The sequence below is a fragment of the Kitasatospora sp. NPDC093806 genome, assembly GCF_040683335.1.
GTDB lineage: Bacteria > Actinomycetota > Actinomycetes > Streptomycetales > Streptomycetaceae > Kitasatospora.
The window spans coordinates 20,797-34,743 of the sequence record NZ_JBFBDO010000089.1; the positions used below are offsets into that span (position 1 = coordinate 20,797).

Here is a 13,947-nt window from a genome sequence, read left to right on the forward strand (position 1 = left end):
TGGAGAGGGGCCGGGCGGTCCATCTACGGGTCACCCACGACACGGAGGGCCAGATGCACCAACACGCCGCTCATACAGACAACGGCCGACCGGGCACCGAACCGGCCGAAGCAGGGGGCGCGGTACCCGAGACCGCGCCGGCCCCAGGGGCCGAGGGCCACGAGGCGGTCCAGCGCTTACTCCGGCAAGCCGTGACTCGAGGCGGCCTTCCCGGCATTCTTGCCGAGGTCTGCGACGGCGGCCGACGGTGGTTCGGGACCGCGGGAGTGGCCGACAGCCGGACCGGCCGCGAGCGTTCACGGCAGGACCGGTTCCGCATCGGCAGCATCAGCAAGACGTTCGTGGCCACCGTCGTCCTGCAACTGGCGGGGGAAGGCAGGCTGAGCCTGGACGACACCGTGGAGCAGTGGCTGCCAGGAGTGGTGAAGGGCCATCACCACGACGGTGCCGGGGTGAACGTCAGGATGCTGCTCAACCACACCAGCGGGATCTTCAACTACACCGATGACCAGGAAGAACTGAACCGTTACGAGACACACCCGCCCGAGTCGCTGGTGCGGATCGCCATGTCCCATCCGCGTACCTTCGCACCGGGTTCGGGCTGGGCGTATTCCAACACCAACTACGTCCTCGCAGGCATGATCGTCGAACGGGCCACCGGCCGCGCGCTCGCCGAGGAGATCGCGGAGCGGATCTCCCACCCGTTCGGCCTGACCGGTACGTACCTCCCGCGCGGCAGCGACCCGACGATCCACGGGCCGCACTCCCGGCACTACACGAAGCTGTTCCGGACCGACCCCGGTGCGCCGGTCCACGACGCGACCGAGTTCGATTCGTCCGTGTTCTGGGCAGCCGGCGGCATGATCTCCACCGCCGGTGACCTCAACCGGTTCTTCGGCGCCCTGCTGGGGGGCCGGATACTGCCACCGGACCAACAGCGCGACATGTTCACCACCGTGCCCACCCGCGACTGGATTTCCAACGCCGCGTACGGCCTCGGCGTTTCCTCGGTGAGACTGCCCTGCGGGGAAACGGTCTGGGGCATGGGGGGTGCGCTCTTCGGATCATGGTCCTACGCCTACGGCGCTCGTGACGGCGAACGGATGGTCACCACCAACGTCAACGGCGACTGGAGCAATGGCGATTGGGGCGACCCCATCGGCATCTTCACCGATCTGCTGCAGGCGGAGTTCTGCCACCGGAGCGATCCCTGAGCACCGGGCACGCGTCGGGCACCGGGCGCAGACCCGCCCGCCGGGGCGGTGGGCGGGGTGCTCATGGCGGGCTCAACGGCCCAGGCCCGGCGGCGGGGCCCCCATGCGCTACGGCTGGCGGGGGGCGGGGAGGTCGGCGGGGATGAGGAGTTGGAGGTCTTCGGTGGAGGGGTCGGGGAGTTGGGCGACGCGCATGGCGTGGCGTTCGACCATGGTCTCGAAGACCTGGCGGGCGGTGCGTCCGTTGCCGAAGTTGGGGCCGCGTTCGATGCCGGCGAAGTGGTCGAGGAGGGCGTTCTCGGTGGCGTCGGTGAGCGCGTACTCGTGCTCGGCGCACTGGGCGCGGGCGATCTCCAGGAGTTCCTCGGCCGAGTAGTCGGGGAAGGTGACGGTCCGTGAGAAGCGGGACGAGACACCGGGGTTGGCGGAGAGGAAGCGTTCCATCTCGGCGGTGTAGCCGGCCACGATGACCACCACCTCGTCCCGGTGGTCCTCCATCAGCTTCACCAGGGTGTCGATCGCCTCCCGGCCGAAGTCGCGGGCGCCGTCCTCCGGGGCCAGCGCGTAGGCCTCGTCGATGAAGAGCACCCCGCCGCGCGCCCGGTCGAAGGCGGCGGCGGTGCGGATCGCGGTGGAGCCGATGTGTTCGCCGACCAGGTCCACCCGGGCCACCTCGACCAGGTGGCCGCGCTGCAGGACGCCGAGCGAGGCCAGGATCTCGCCGTAGAGCCGGGCGACCGTGGTCTTGCCGGTGCCGGGGGCGCCGGTGAAGACGAGGTGGCGGCGGAGCGAGGGCGCCTTGAGCCCGGCCTGCCGGCGCCGCCGGCCGACCGAGATGAGGTCGATCAGGGTCCGGACCTCCTGCTTGACGGTGGCCAGGCCGACCAGTCCGTCGAGTTCGGCCAGCGCCTCGTCGGCGGGGCGGCAGTCCGGGATCGGCCCGATCACCGCGGGGGCCGGCGCGGCGGACGCCAACGAGGCCGCGGTGGCGGCGAGTTGGGTGCCGCGCGGGGCGGGGATCTCGGCCGACGCGGCGCTCGGCGCGGCCACCACGTCGTCGGAGGTGCAGTTCTCCACCACCGGCCCGGGCTCGGAGAACTCGAAGCCGGCCCGCTCGTTCTGCTCGGCCCGGCAGCGGGTGAGCACGGTCCGGCAGCCGTCGATGATGTGGAAGCCGAACCCCTTGCCGTGCGAGACCCGGCAGTCCTCGAAGGTGCCCCGGCCCTGCGCGGAGACGTAGACGCCGGCGTCCGAACCGGCCCGGACGGTGCAGTCCCGCAGCACCGGGTCGGCGCCCTTGGTGACGATCACCCCGGTCGCCACGTCGGAGATCTCGCAGCCGGTGAGCAGGCCCCCGCTGCCGTGGTCGCGGAACCAGAGCCCGGTGCCCGCCTCCTGGACCCGGCAGCCGGTGAGGGTGACGGTCGCACCGCCGCTGACCGACACCGCCGAACTGCGGATCCGGCTGAACGAGCAGCCCTCGGCGCTGGCGACGGAGTCGCGGTCGAGCACGAACAGCGCGTCCGGCAGGTCGTGCAGCGCGCAGTCGGTGAGCGTGAGCCGGGCGCCGTCGCTGACCCAGAGCGCCGGGTACTCGCCGTTGGAGCCGTGGATCTGGCAGGACTCGGCGCTGGCCTCGGTGCCCTGGTCCCAGACCGAGAGCGCCCCGCGCCCGAAGTCCCGCACGGTGCTGTGGGCGAGGCTCAGCCGGGCCCGGCCGCGCAGGTCGGCGGCGTTCTCCGGGAGGTCGTGCACCCGGCAGCCGGTGAGCACGAGCTCGGCCTCGCCGTCGAGGGTGAGGCCGTTGCCGGTGACCCGGTGGATGTCGCAGTCGACCAGGCGCCCGCCCGCCTGCGCCTCCGCCTGCACACCGCTGCCGCGGATCTCGTAGATCTCGCAACCGGTCAGCTCCGCCGCGCTGCCCGGGTCGGAGAGCAGCACGCCCGCGCCGGTTGCGTGGTGCACCCGGCAGCGTTCCAGCGCGGCGGTCGCGCCGCCGAGCACGGCCAGCCCGGCCTGCCCGGCGGCGGACACCTCGCAGTCCTCGAACGCCGCCGCGGTGCCCGCGCCGCGCAGCCGCAGACCGAGCCCGTCCGGGTTGGCGATCACGCAGCCCTTGAGGGTCGGCCGGGCGCCGTCGGTCACCTCGATGCCCGCGGTCGAGCGGGTCTCCACGCGGCAGCCGGCGAACGACGGGGTCGCGCCGGCCCCGGTGATCAGGACGGCCGGCCCGGACCGGTCGCTGCCCTCGATGACCAGGTCGCGGACGGTCGCGGCGGCCGTGACGGTGAGCGGCACCCCGCTCGGCGGGTCGATCCGGACGGTCCCGGGGCCCTGGGCGGGGACGAGCGTGACCGGCTTGTCCAGGACGACGTTCTCCCGGAACGTGCCCGGCCGCACGGTCACGGTGTCGCCCGGTTCGGCGGCCGCGAGGGCCTCCGCGAGCGTGTCGTACTCGCCGGCGCGGCGCCGCCAGCGGGATGCGCTGTCCTGGGTGACCCGGACCCTGTGCTCAGCCATGACGGTCTGTCGTCCCCACCTTCATCGAGCCGGCCATCTACGGACCGAACGCACGCGGGCGCGGTGCGCCGCCACGTGGCGCACGGGGGTGCGCGGGCCGTCCGCCCACCGTAGCGCGCCGACGCCGGTGCTCCGGCCGCCCGACGGAAAGCGGGCCGGGGACCGTCGCGGGTTCACCACACGCGTCGACACATGCTTCAACGAGCGCGCACACTTCCGGTTCCGGGACGCGGGTGCGGAGCGGGCGCCGACCCGGGCGCGCGCCCGGGCGGGGAGGGTACGAAGCACCCGCGCGCCGTCCGCCCCGCGCGCCGTCAGGCCGGCTCCCCGGCAGGCGAGAGCGCCGTCAGACCAGCTCGCCGGCCGGCCAGAACGCGCCGTCCTCCAGCACCTCGACCTCGTCGCCGAGCCGGAGCGTGCCGAGCACGTCGCCCTCGACGCCGGCCGGCCGGTCGGCGATGAGGTTCTGCCCGAACGCGGCCTTCTTCAGCAGCTTGTGGTGCCGGGCCAGGGTGCGCAGCGGCTCGGGGCCGCGCCGCTCGCCGCTCTCCTGGTCGGTGGTGGTGATCACGCACCGCCCGCACGGCTTGACCACCCGGAAGGTCAGCTCGCCGATCCGGATCCGGCGCCAGCCGTCCTCGGCCCAGGCCGCGTCGCCGGAGACCACCACGTTGGGGCGGAACCGTTCCATCGGCAGCGGCTGCGCGCTCTCCGGGTGCTCGGTGGCGATCAGCTCGTTGAGCGCGTCCAGCGAGGCGGTGTTGGCGAGCAGCAGCGGGTAGCCGTCGGCCATCGAGACGGTGTCGCCGGGCTCGGAGAACTTCGGGTCGGCGGGCCGGGCGCGCGGGTCGTCGAGGTGCACCAGCCGGTAGTCGCCGACGTGCTCGGCGATCCAGAGCTGGGCCTCCTTCGCGGCCTCGGCGGCCGGGAACCGGGCGCCCCAGACCTCGACCTCGGAGACCGGGTCGCCGGCCGCGAGGGAGGGGGCGGGGATCTCGGCGCGGGCGCCGCCCGGGGTGGTGAGGACGAGCGAGCCGGTGGCGGTGAGCTCGGTGCGGACCTGGCCGATGGAGGCGTCCTCGCGCTGGCTGACGAACCGGCCGGTGGCGTCGGCGAGCATCCAGCGGCGGTCGCCTGCCAGGCCCCACGGTTCGACCGCGACGCTCTCGGGGCTGAGGCGGTACATGGACTTGACGGGGTAGACGTGGAGTCCGGTGAGCTGCATTCCCCCATCCTGCCAGCCTCGCGGAGCAGGTCCGCGCCCGGATCCGCCCGGACCGGCCGGATAGGTATGGACCACCCGGATACGTACGGACCACCGGACGACCGAACCGCTCGCACCGGAGCACCGATCGGAGCCCCGATCGGCCCCGAACGCGCACGGACCGCCCGGGACGCCGGCGGGGCGGCGTTCCGGGCGGTCCGTGGATGACCCGTTTCTCCGTACGCCCGGCGGACTTGGGTGCGCCGGGTGGTGCTCAGGTGGTGCGGGTGCGGGCCGGGTGGGGCCGGCCCGGCGGCGTCAGTAGCCCTGCGCCTGTGGCTGGTAGCCCTGCTGGAACTGGCCGGCGTCGCCGTACGGGCCCGGGCGCTGCGGCTGCATCGGCCGGACCGGGGCGACCGGGGTGACCGCCGGGCGCAGCTGGGCGCCGCCGAAGGACTGGTCGGCCGAGCCGTTGAAGCCGCCGCCGAAGCCCTGGCCGTTGAAGCCCTGGCCGCCCGGGGTGGGGCCGCCGAAGGACTGCGGGCCGCCCTGCGGCTGACCGGCCTGGCCGTGCGGACCGACCGGGCCGCCGGGCTGCTGCGCACCGAAGGTCTGCGGGCCGCCGTGGCCGCCGACGAAGGTGTTCTGGCCGCCGAAGCTCTGGCCGCCGGACGGCTGGTACCCGCCGGTGGCGGCCTGGGCGAAGCCGGGGGCCGGGGTCTGCGGGCGCTGGCCGGGCAGGTACTGCTGCGGGGCGCCGTAGCCGGGGACCGGCGGCTGGGGCGCGGCGGCGTACGCGGGCGCGGGCTGCGCCGGGATGTACGCGGTGGCCGGGCCGGCGGACGGCGCGCTGCTCGGGCCGGGGCCCAGGGCGAGGCGGGCGGGCGGCAGCGCGGGGAGGTTGCTGGCGGGGGCGTCGTACCCGCTGCCGTACCGGTTGTCGTAGGACGGGCTGGGGAGGCCGGATCCGTAACCGGTGGAGAGGGCCGGCGGCAGGGCGGCCGGCACGTTGATGGGCGCGATCTGCGGGACACCGCGCTCTGCGACGAGGCTGTCGTAGATGGGCGTGCCGGAGGAGAAGGACGGAGAGGGGTAGCCGACTCCGTCGTAGGAGCGGGGCGAGGTCATGGGCCATACGGTAAGCCCACAACGAGCCTGCTGAGGAGAGTGGGAGGCCGAGCAGTTCGAGTGTTTACACAAGCTTCGCTCGAACAAAGGTTTCGAAAGTGATAAGAACGGACATTTCTGCGGCGACTTCTGGCCACCTGTCGGGCCGGCTCGGGGCTCGAACTGCGCCCGGACGCGCCGGTCGAAGATCCTTGCGGTGAAGGGCCGGTGGACGGTTCGGGGACCGTCGAAGAAACTTTTGCGGGCAGGGCGTGCGCCGGCGCATTCGAGCCCCCGCCGACGGTGCGGCGGGGGCTCGTGAATGTTTCGGGGATAAAGTCCCCATCAGACCGATATCGGACCGTGGTCGGATCGATGTCCGACCGATGCCGGAACGGGCGCCGGAACCGCCGTCGGAGGCGGTATGGGAGCGCTCAGTGCCTGGTCAGAGCACCGGAGCCGCCGACTGCGGGGCGCCGCCCTGGGAGGGGAAGCCGGGCCGGCCGGCCACCTCGGAGGTGCAGAACGAGCAGCGCACCGCCGCGACCGGGATCTTGCTCAGGCACTCCGGGCAGTCGGCCTTGGCCACCGGCGCGGGCTTGGCGCCGTCCAGCCGCGCTTGCAGCTTGCCGACCGGCACCACCACGACGAAGTAGATCACCGCCGCGACCAGCACGAAGCCGATCAGCGCGTTGATGAAGACCCCGTACGGGAAGCGGGTGCCGGCCACCTCGAAGGTCTTCTGGGTGAAGTCGCCGACCGCACCGGTCGCGACCCCGATCAGCGGGGTGAGGAAGGCCGTCACGAACCCGGTGACCACGGCCGTGAAGGCCGCGCCGATCACGATGCCGACCGCGAGGTCGACGACGTTTCCGCGCAGCAGGAAGCTGCGGAATCCCTTGAGCACCGGGTACTCCAAATCCGTACGGGGGAAGGTGAGATGAGGCGGCGGGCCCCAGCCGGACATCCTGCCGACCGGGTGTGCCCGCGGTCCAGCCGGGTTCACCCGATCCGCGTAACCGGACGCGGCCCGGGCAGGCGGCGCGCGGGCGCTCCGCGTACGGCTGGATCCGGGCCATCGCTCCGGCGCCCCGGCGGGCCGTCGGCGCGCGGCGGCCCCCGGCGTCGGTCTCCGCGCCGGTCCGCCCAACCACCAGGCCGGTCAAGAGAGTTGATGGGGTGTACGGAGCGGATCGGAGTCCGGGGCTCAGACCGCGCGCAGCCGCAGCGACCGCTCGTAGAACCCGACCATCTGCGCCGACACCTGCTGCAGCGTGAACGAGGTCAGGAACCGCGCCCGCGCCGCCTTCGCCCGCACCCGCGCCGCGGCCCGGTCCTCCAGCGTGTCGGCCAGCGCCGCCGCCAGCTCGGCCGGCCGCTCCGGCGTCACCAGCCGCGCGTAGTCCCCCGAACCGACCGTCTCCCGCAGCCCCGGCAGGTCGGCGGCGACCAGCGGCACCCCGACCCCCATCGCCTCCATCGCCGCGCTGCCCTGCCCCTCCCAACGGGACGGCACGGCGAACGCGTCGGACGCCGCCATCAGATCGAACACGTCGTCACGCGGCCCCAGGAAGCGCACCCGTCTCGCCGCCCCGCCCGCCGCCTCGGCCAGCGCGCGCAGCCGCGCCGTCTCGCCGCCCTCGCTCCCGGCCAGCAGCAGCACCGCGTCCGGCTCCGCCCGCAGCACCTCCGGCCAGGCCTCCAACAGCACGTCCAGGCCCTTCCGGTACTGCTGACGGGCCGCCGCCAGCACCACCGGCACGTCCTGCGGCAGCTCCAGCGCCGAACGCACCGCGGCCCGCCGGTCCGGCGTCACGGTGCCCAGCAGCTCCGGGTCGCGCCCGCGCGGCACCACGTCGATCCGCCGCGCCGACACCCGCAGCCGGCGCGCCATCGCCCCGGCCACGTACCGGGTCAGCGCGTGGAAGCGCCGGGTGCCCTGCGCGGTGGTCGCGTCCACCGCCTGCGCCGCCCGCACCTGCCACGGGCTCAGCCCGCGCGCGTTCCGGTGCTCCGGCCCGTACGCCGCGTCGACCAGGCTGGTCACCACCGGCGTACGGGTGGCCAGCGCGGCCGCCCGGCCGAGCACGTCCGACGCGTACAGCGTGGTGTGCAGCAGGTCCGGGCGGCGTTCGCGGACCAGCCGGTGCAGCGCGGCGGCGGTCCCGCCCCGGCTCGGCCGCCCGACCCCGAACACATCGGCCCCGGCGGCGGCGAGCTCCGGCTGGAAGCCCCCGGGAGAGTCCTTGAGGTAGGCGACGTCGAGTTTGACCCCGGCCCGCACCAGCTGGGGGGCCATCGCCATCAGGCCCTGCTCGGCCCCGCCGACCCGGCCCACGCTGTCGATCACATAGAGCACATGCACCGGCCAACCCCCGCCCTCCTGGGCACCCCCGGTCTCCCGTGCCGGGACGGTGCCCTGACTGCCGATCAGCATCGCAGGTCGCGGTCGGCGGCCGCCAGCGATTCGGCCACTCCCGGGACCGGCCCACCGCCGTCCCCGGTCGGTCCGCGGTCGGTCCGCAGTCGATCCGAATCGGGCCCCGCCGGACCGGCGCGGAGGCGGCCAGGGGCGCCCGAGGGCGCGTAACCGGGGGTGCCGACCCTCCGGAGGGCGTACGACGGCACCCGACCGGCGCCCTTCCGGGGTACCCGCGCTGGCGCGCGGACCACCGCCGGGTTGCGCAAAGGGGTCGTCGCAGGCGGGAGGCTGTGCCAAGGTCGTTCCCATGCCTGAAGCGACACCGGTCAGGACGGCCGGAACCCGCCCCCGCATCCTCCACCTCATCACCGACCCTCGCCGTCGCGGCGCCCAGAGCCTCGCCCGCGACCTCCACCGCGAACTGCGCCGCCGGGGCCAGGCCTCCGCGCTGCGCGCCCTCGCCCCGCACCCGGACGCCCACCCCGACGCCCCCTTCACCCGCGCCACCGCCGTGCTCGGCCCGGGCCGGCTGCACCCCCGCACCCTCACCGCCCTGCGCACCGCCGCCCGCACCGCCGACCTCGTCCTCGCGCACGGTTCCGCCACCCTCTCCGCCTGCGCCCTCGCCCTCGCCGGCACCCGCACCCCGTTCGTCTACGTCTCCGTCGGCGACCCCCGGCACTGGCCGGCCGGTCCGGTGCGCCGGCTGCGCACCGGCGCCCTGCTGCACCGGGCCGCCGCCGTCACCGCGCTCGCCGAGGGCGCCCGCGAGCTGCTGGTCGACCGGTTCCGGCTGCCCGCCGCGACCGTGCACACCATCCCCAACGCCCGTGCCGCCGACCGCTATCCGCCCGCCGACGGCGAGGCCGACAAGCGCGCCGCCCGGCACGCCCTCGGCCTGCCGACGGACAGTCTGCTGGTCGCCTGGCTCGGCGCGATCACCCCCGAGAAGCGCCTCGACCTCGCCCTCGACGCGCTCGACCGGCTCCCGGACGTGCGGCTCGCGGTCGCCGGGGACGGCCCGCAACGCACCGCCCTGGAACGACATCCGGCCGCCGCCCGGGCCCACTTCCTCGGCACCCTCGCCGACCCGGCCCCGCTCTACCGGGCCGCCGACGCGGTGCTGCTGAGCAGCGACGACGAGGGCGTCCCCGGCGTGCTGATCGAGGCCGCGCTGGCCGGGCTGCCGGCCGTCGCCACCGACGTCGGCTGGGTCGGCTCGGTGGTGCGGGACGGCACCACCGGCGCGCTGGTCGCCCCCGGTGACCCGCTCGCCCTCGCCGAGGCGCTGGCCAAGGTGCTGGCCGGCGACCGGGCCGGACTCGGCGCCGCCGCCCGGGCGCACGCGCTGGCCCACTGCGAGCTCGACGTGGTGGCGGACGCCTGGCAGCGGCTGTTCGCCGAGGTCTGCGGCGTGCCGGCGGCGGGTTCGTCCGGCGCGGGCCGGTCCCGGGCGGCGTCGAACGTCGACGTCCCCGACCCGAACGTCCCCGGCCCGACGGTCCCCGGCCCGAACGGAGCAGGCGGACGCGGCTGACGCGTCCCGGTGCGCCGGGTCGGGTGCGCCGTTCGGGCGAATCCCGGCCCGACGCACCGGGGCGACATGGCCGATGACGTTACGTCACCGACACACTGCCCCGTGTGAAGTCGATCCTCAGAACCACTCTGCTGCTCGCCATCGCCACCGGGATCGCCGCGTCCCCCGTCCAGGCCGGCGCCGTCACCCACCAACCGCCCCGCGAGGGTTCCCAGTACGTCCGCCTCGACCTCCCGCAGCCGGTGCGGGAGAGCGCCCGCACGGAGGCGCTGGAGTTCTTCTGGTACGACTGCGGGCACTCCCAGGCGCTCGAACAGCCGCTCCAGGCCTGGGTCGAGCGGCACCGCGACGACGTCGACCTGCGCCGCGTCCCGGCCATCTGGCAGGGCAGCCGCGAGGAGCGGGCGCAGCGCGGCCACGCCCGCCTCTACTACACGCTGGAGCGGCTCGGCCTGGTCGAGCGCCTGCAGACCAGCGCGTTCCGCGCCATCCACTCCAGCGAGCAGGACCTCACCACCGAGGACACCACCGCCGACTGGGCGGTGCGCCAGGGCGTCGACCAGCAGCGCTGGCGCGAGGCCTACCGCTCCGAGGAGGTCGTGCGGGCGGTGGACGACGCCGCCGCGCTGTTCGTCCGCTACGGCATCAACGAGCTGCCGACCGTGGTCGTGCAGGGTGAGTACCGGACCTCGCCGACCAACGCCGGCGGCGTCGAGGCGATGCCCGAGGTGATGGACCACCTGGTGGCCCAGGACCAGCAGCGCCACCCGCGCAAGCTCCACCGCCACTGAACGTCCCGAGTCCCCTGGCGGGTCGGCCGGTCCCGGTCGACCCGCCACTACGTGTGCCCGCCCGGCGCCGCCGTCGGGGTCGTCGACCCGCCCCGGGGACCGCGGCTCAGTCCCGGCGAAGCAGCAGGGTGACGAAGCCCAGCGTCCCCCGGTAGCCGTGCAGCCACCCGGCGCGGTGCAGTTCGGCCGCCGTCCGGGCCGCCGCGGCGTCCGGGTGCTCCGGATGGTCCAGCGCCCACTCGGCGAGCGAACCCGTCCAGGAGAACTCGTAGTCGTCCCACTCCTGCGGGCTGCTGACGTGGCCGAACACCGGCGTCCAGCCGTCTGCGGCGACCCGGTCCACGGTGGTCGCGAGGTCCGCGAAGTCGTCGCGCGCCGCGCCCAGGGCGTCCAGCGCCGCCCGCGCGGGCTCGCGCTCCCAGAACTCCGCGCCGACCAGCAACCGGCCGCCCGGCGCCAGGTGCGCGCGGGCCGCCGCCAGCGTCGGCAGCAGCCCGCCGAAGGCGTGCGCGGCGCCGATGCTCAGCACCAGGTCGAAGGGCTCGCGGGCGGTGAACTCCCGGGCGTCCAGGTGGTGCAGGCCGATCCGCCGCTGCACCCCCAGCGCCTCCGCCGACTCCCGCGCCCGGGTCAGCGCCGCCGCGTCCAGGTCCACCCCGACCGCCCGCCACCCCGGCCGCGCCGCCAGCGCCCGCAGCAGCCACCCGCCCTTCCCGCACCCCAGGTCCAGCACCCGGCCGCCCTCGGCCGGAGCGGGGGCGGCCGGGGCGGGGACGGCCCGGGTGAGTGCCCGCTCCAGCAGCCGGTCCACGGTGCCGTCGGAGAGCGGTGCGGCGATCGGATGGTGGACGTGGGCGAGGCGGGAGATCGTCTGACGGTCCATTCGAACAGTGTGGCGCACGCGCGCTGCGGCGGACGTGGTGCGGGGTGCCAGGTGTCAGTACGTCCGACCCTTCCAGGCCGCCCCCCGGCCCCGCCAGTGCTGTACGGCCGAGTCGACCGTCATCAGCAGGTAGAGCGAGGCCGTGAACGGCAGCAGCAACGCGGCCGCCGGCGGCTGCCGGTAGTAGCGGAGCATCGGCACGAACGTCCCCGTCATCAGCGCCCACGCCGCCCCGCCGGCCGCCGCCACCGGCCACGCGCCGGCCACCAGGCCCGTCACCGCGGTCACCGGCGGCACCAGGTAGACCAGCGCCAGCCCCAGCACCGTCCCCGCCAGCAGCAGTGGCGAGTGCCGCAACTGGGCGTACGCGCTGCGCGACACCATCCGCCACAGCTGCGCCAGCCGGGGGTACGGCCGCACGCTGTCCACCTGCTCGGCCAGCCCCAGCCAGGTCCGTCCCCCGGACGCCTTCACCGCCCGGGCCAGCGACACGTCGTCGATCACCGCGCCCCGGATCGCCGCCACCCCGCCCGCCCGCTCCAGCGCCGCCCGCCGCACCAGCGAGCAGCCGCCCGCCGCCGCGGCCGTCCGCGAACCCGGCCGGTTGCTCCACCGGAACGGGTACAACTGGGCGAAGAAGTACACGAAGGCCGGCACGATCAGCCGCTCCCAGCCCGTCTCCACCCGCAGCCGGGCCATCTGCGACACCAGGTCCAGCCGCCCGGTCTCGGCGGCGGCCACCAGCTCGGCCAGCGAGTCCGGGCCGTGCGCGATGTCCGCGTCGGTGAGCAGGAGATACTCGGCGTCCGGGCCGGCCAGCTCCACCCCGTGCCGCAGCGCCCACAGCTTTCCCGTCCAGCCGGCCGGCAGCGGGGGAGGGGTGGTCACCGTCAGCTCCAGGCCCTCCGGGGTGGCCAGCGACCGCGCCAGCGCGCCGGTGCCGTCGGAACTGTGGTCGTCCACCAGGACCACCCGGGCCCGCCCCGGGTACTTCTGCGCCAGCAGGCTCGGCAGGCTGACCGGCAGCACCTCCGCCTCGTCCCGGGCCGGCACCACCACCGCCACCTGCGGCCAGCGGGCGGGCGGCCGACGCGGCGGCAGCCGGACGTCGGTGCGCCAGAACAGCCCGTGGCAGCCCGCGAGCCAGAGCCAGACCAGCAGGGAGAGCACGGCGATCCACAGCAGGACGGTCACCCGGGCAGTCTGCCGCACCAGGGGCCCGGCGGGGGCCATCGACTAAAGTCTTGACCCGTGAAGATCGCACTGATGGACTCGGGAATCGGCCTGCTGGCCGCCGCCGCCGCACTCCGGGCGCTGCGTCCGGACGCCGACCTGGTGCTCTCCTCCAACCCCGCCTCGATGCCCTGGGGCCCGCACACGCCCGAGGAGATCACCGAGCTCGCCCTCGGCTGCGCCCGGGCCGCCGCGGCGTACGAGCCGGACGCGCTGATCGTCGCCTGCAACACCGCCTCGGTGCACGCGCTCGCCGCGCTCCGCGCCGAACTGGAGCCCGGGCTGCCGGTCATCGGCACCGTCCCGGCGATCAAGCCGGCCGCCGCGCTCGGCGGCCCGGTCGCGATCTGGGCCACCCCCGCCACCACCGGCAGCGCGTACCAGCGCGGGCTGATCCGCGACTTCGCCGGGACGGCCGACGTCACCGAGGTCGCCTGCCCCGGCCTGGCGGACGCGGTCGAGCACGGCGACGAGGCGGAGATCGACGCGGCCGTCGCCGCGGCGGCCGCCCACACGCCGGCCGGCACGGCGGTGCTCGTCCTCGGCTGCACGCACTACGAGCTGGTCGCCGACCGGATCCGCGCCGCGGTCGCCCCGACCGCCGCGCCGTCGCTGACGTTCTACGGCTCCGCCGAAGCGGTCGCCGCCCAGGCACTGCGCCGCGTCGCCGACCCCACCCGCCGGGGCACCGGCACCCTCACCGTCCTCCACGCGGGCGTCCCCACCACCCTCCCGCCCGCCGCCCTCGGCTACCCCCAGGCCTTCACCCTCACCGCCTCCCCGGCCCCCACGGCCTGAGCCGTCCCGCGGGCGCACAGGAAGTCGGCGGGTGCGACCTTCTGCGCAGAGCTCGCGCCGCACAGGAAGTCGGCGGGTCCGACTTCCTGTGCGGGTTGTGCCGGCGGCCCCGGACGCGCGGGCGCAGGAAGTCGGGTGGGCCGACTTCCTGCGCGGGAGGGGTGCGGGTGAGGGTCAGGCGGCTTGGCCGCGCCAGCGGCGGTAGGCGGGTTCGAGGCCCGACAGGATGGTGTCGAAT

At 75.2% G+C, this 13,947-nt stretch carries 10 protein-coding genes and 1 pseudogene; 4 read left to right on the forward strand and 7 right to left on the reverse strand.

The genetic code is table 11. The annotated features are described in order from the left end of the window. Positions 1 to 53 precede the first annotated feature (53 nt). Positions 54 to 1,214, forward strand: a complete 1,161-nt coding sequence (locus AB0N76_RS30335) for a serine hydrolase domain-containing protein (protein WP_363562532.1) — start codon at positions 54 to 56, stop codon at positions 1,212 to 1,214. A 108-nt stretch (positions 1,215 to 1,322) separates the two neighbouring features. On the opposite strand, the gene AB0N76_RS30340 is transcribed toward AB0N76_RS30335, so the two are convergent. The 5 genes and pseudogenes from AB0N76_RS30340 to AB0N76_RS30360 form a co-directional block, all read right to left on the reverse strand. Continuing rightward, positions 1,323 to 3,734 carry a right-handed parallel beta-helix repeat-containing protein gene (locus tag AB0N76_RS30340; protein WP_363562534.1) on the reverse strand — a complete coding sequence of 804 codons (2,412 nt, stop codon included), beginning with the start codon at positions 3,732 to 3,734 and terminating at the stop codon, positions 1,323 to 1,325. Positions 3,735 to 4,080: 346 nt separating this feature from the next. After that, on the reverse strand, positions 4,081 to 4,959 hold the full coding sequence (locus tag AB0N76_RS30345) for an MOSC N-terminal beta barrel domain-containing protein (protein ID WP_363562536.1): 879 nt from the start codon (positions 4,957 to 4,959) through the stop codon (positions 4,081 to 4,083). 702 nt (positions 4,960 to 5,661) lie between these two features. Further along, a pseudogene (locus tag AB0N76_RS30350) lies at positions 5,662 to 6,066 on the reverse strand (DUF6643 family protein); the annotation flags it as partial. A gap of 424 nt (positions 6,067 to 6,490) precedes the next feature. Next, entirely contained in the window at positions 6,491 to 6,952 is a 462-nt protein-coding gene (gene mscL, locus AB0N76_RS30355; RefSeq protein WP_363562537.1) for a large conductance mechanosensitive channel protein MscL, read from the reverse strand. Positions 6,953 to 7,252: 300 nt separating this feature from the next. Next, the gene (locus AB0N76_RS30360; RefSeq protein ID WP_363562539.1) at positions 7,253 to 8,482 is read right to left on the reverse strand and encodes a glycosyltransferase family 4 protein; all 1,230 of its coding nucleotides are present in this window, start codon (positions 8,480 to 8,482) and stop codon (positions 7,253 to 7,255) included. 292 nt (positions 8,483 to 8,774) lie between these two features. On the opposite strand from AB0N76_RS30360, the gene AB0N76_RS30365 reads away from it, so the two are divergent. Together AB0N76_RS30365 and AB0N76_RS30370 are read left to right on the forward strand one after the other, a co-directional pair. After that, the gene (locus tag AB0N76_RS30365) at positions 8,775 to 10,004 is read left to right on the forward strand and encodes a glycosyltransferase family 4 protein (RefSeq protein WP_363562541.1); all 1,230 of its coding nucleotides are present in this window, start codon (positions 8,775 to 8,777) and stop codon (positions 10,002 to 10,004) included. A 104-nt stretch (positions 10,005 to 10,108) separates the two neighbouring features. Continuing rightward, complete coding sequence (locus tag AB0N76_RS30370; RefSeq protein WP_363562543.1) at positions 10,109 to 10,795, forward strand: thiol:disulfide interchange protein DsbA/DsbL; 687 nt, start codon at positions 10,109 to 10,111, stop codon at positions 10,793 to 10,795. 106 nt (positions 10,796 to 10,901) lie between these two features. Here AB0N76_RS30370 and AB0N76_RS30375 read toward each other — a convergent pair whose 3' ends face one another. Then, a complete protein-coding gene (locus AB0N76_RS30375; protein WP_363562545.1) occupies positions 10,902 to 11,678 on the reverse strand; it encodes a class I SAM-dependent methyltransferase in 777 nt (258 codons plus the stop codon). 54 nt (positions 11,679 to 11,732) lie between these two features. After that, positions 11,733 to 12,911: a glycosyltransferase gene (locus AB0N76_RS30380; protein ID WP_363562547.1), complete on the reverse strand. Its 1,179-nt coding sequence runs from the start codon at positions 12,909 to 12,911 to the stop codon at positions 11,733 to 11,735. Positions 12,912 to 12,929: 18 nt separating this feature from the next. Between AB0N76_RS30380 and AB0N76_RS30385 the strand changes: the two genes are divergently transcribed. Beyond that, entirely contained in the window at positions 12,930 to 13,709 is a 780-nt protein-coding gene (locus AB0N76_RS30385) for an aspartate/glutamate racemase family protein (RefSeq protein WP_363562549.1), read from the forward strand. Positions 13,710 to 13,947 lie beyond the last annotated feature (238 nt).

Bases quoted from the DNA above. Each gene is read 5' to 3' on its own strand.
- AB0N76_RS30380 (WP_363562547.1), bottom strand. From the start codon at position 12,911: ATGGCCCCCGCCGGGCCCCTGGTGCGGCAGACTGCCCGGGTGACCGTC.
- AB0N76_RS30360 (WP_363562539.1), bottom strand. From the start codon at position 8,482: ATGCTGATCGGCAGTCAGGGCACCGTCCCGGCACGGGAGACCGGGGGT.
- AB0N76_RS30365 (WP_363562541.1), top strand. From the start codon at position 8,775: ATGCCTGAAGCGACACCGGTCAGGACGGCCGGAACCCGCCCCCGCATC.
- AB0N76_RS30335 (WP_363562532.1), top strand. From the start codon at position 54: ATGCACCAACACGCCGCTCATACAGACAACGGCCGACCGGGCACCGAA.
- AB0N76_RS30345 (WP_363562536.1), bottom strand. From the start codon at position 4,959: ATGCAGCTCACCGGACTCCACGTCTACCCCGTCAAGTCCATGTACCGC.
- AB0N76_RS30375 (WP_363562545.1), bottom strand. From the start codon at position 11,678: ATGGACCGTCAGACGATCTCCCGCCTCGCCCACGTCCACCATCCGATC.
- AB0N76_RS30340 (WP_363562534.1), bottom strand. From the start codon at position 3,734: ATGGCTGAGCACAGGGTCCGGGTCACCCAGGACAGCGCATCCCGCTGG.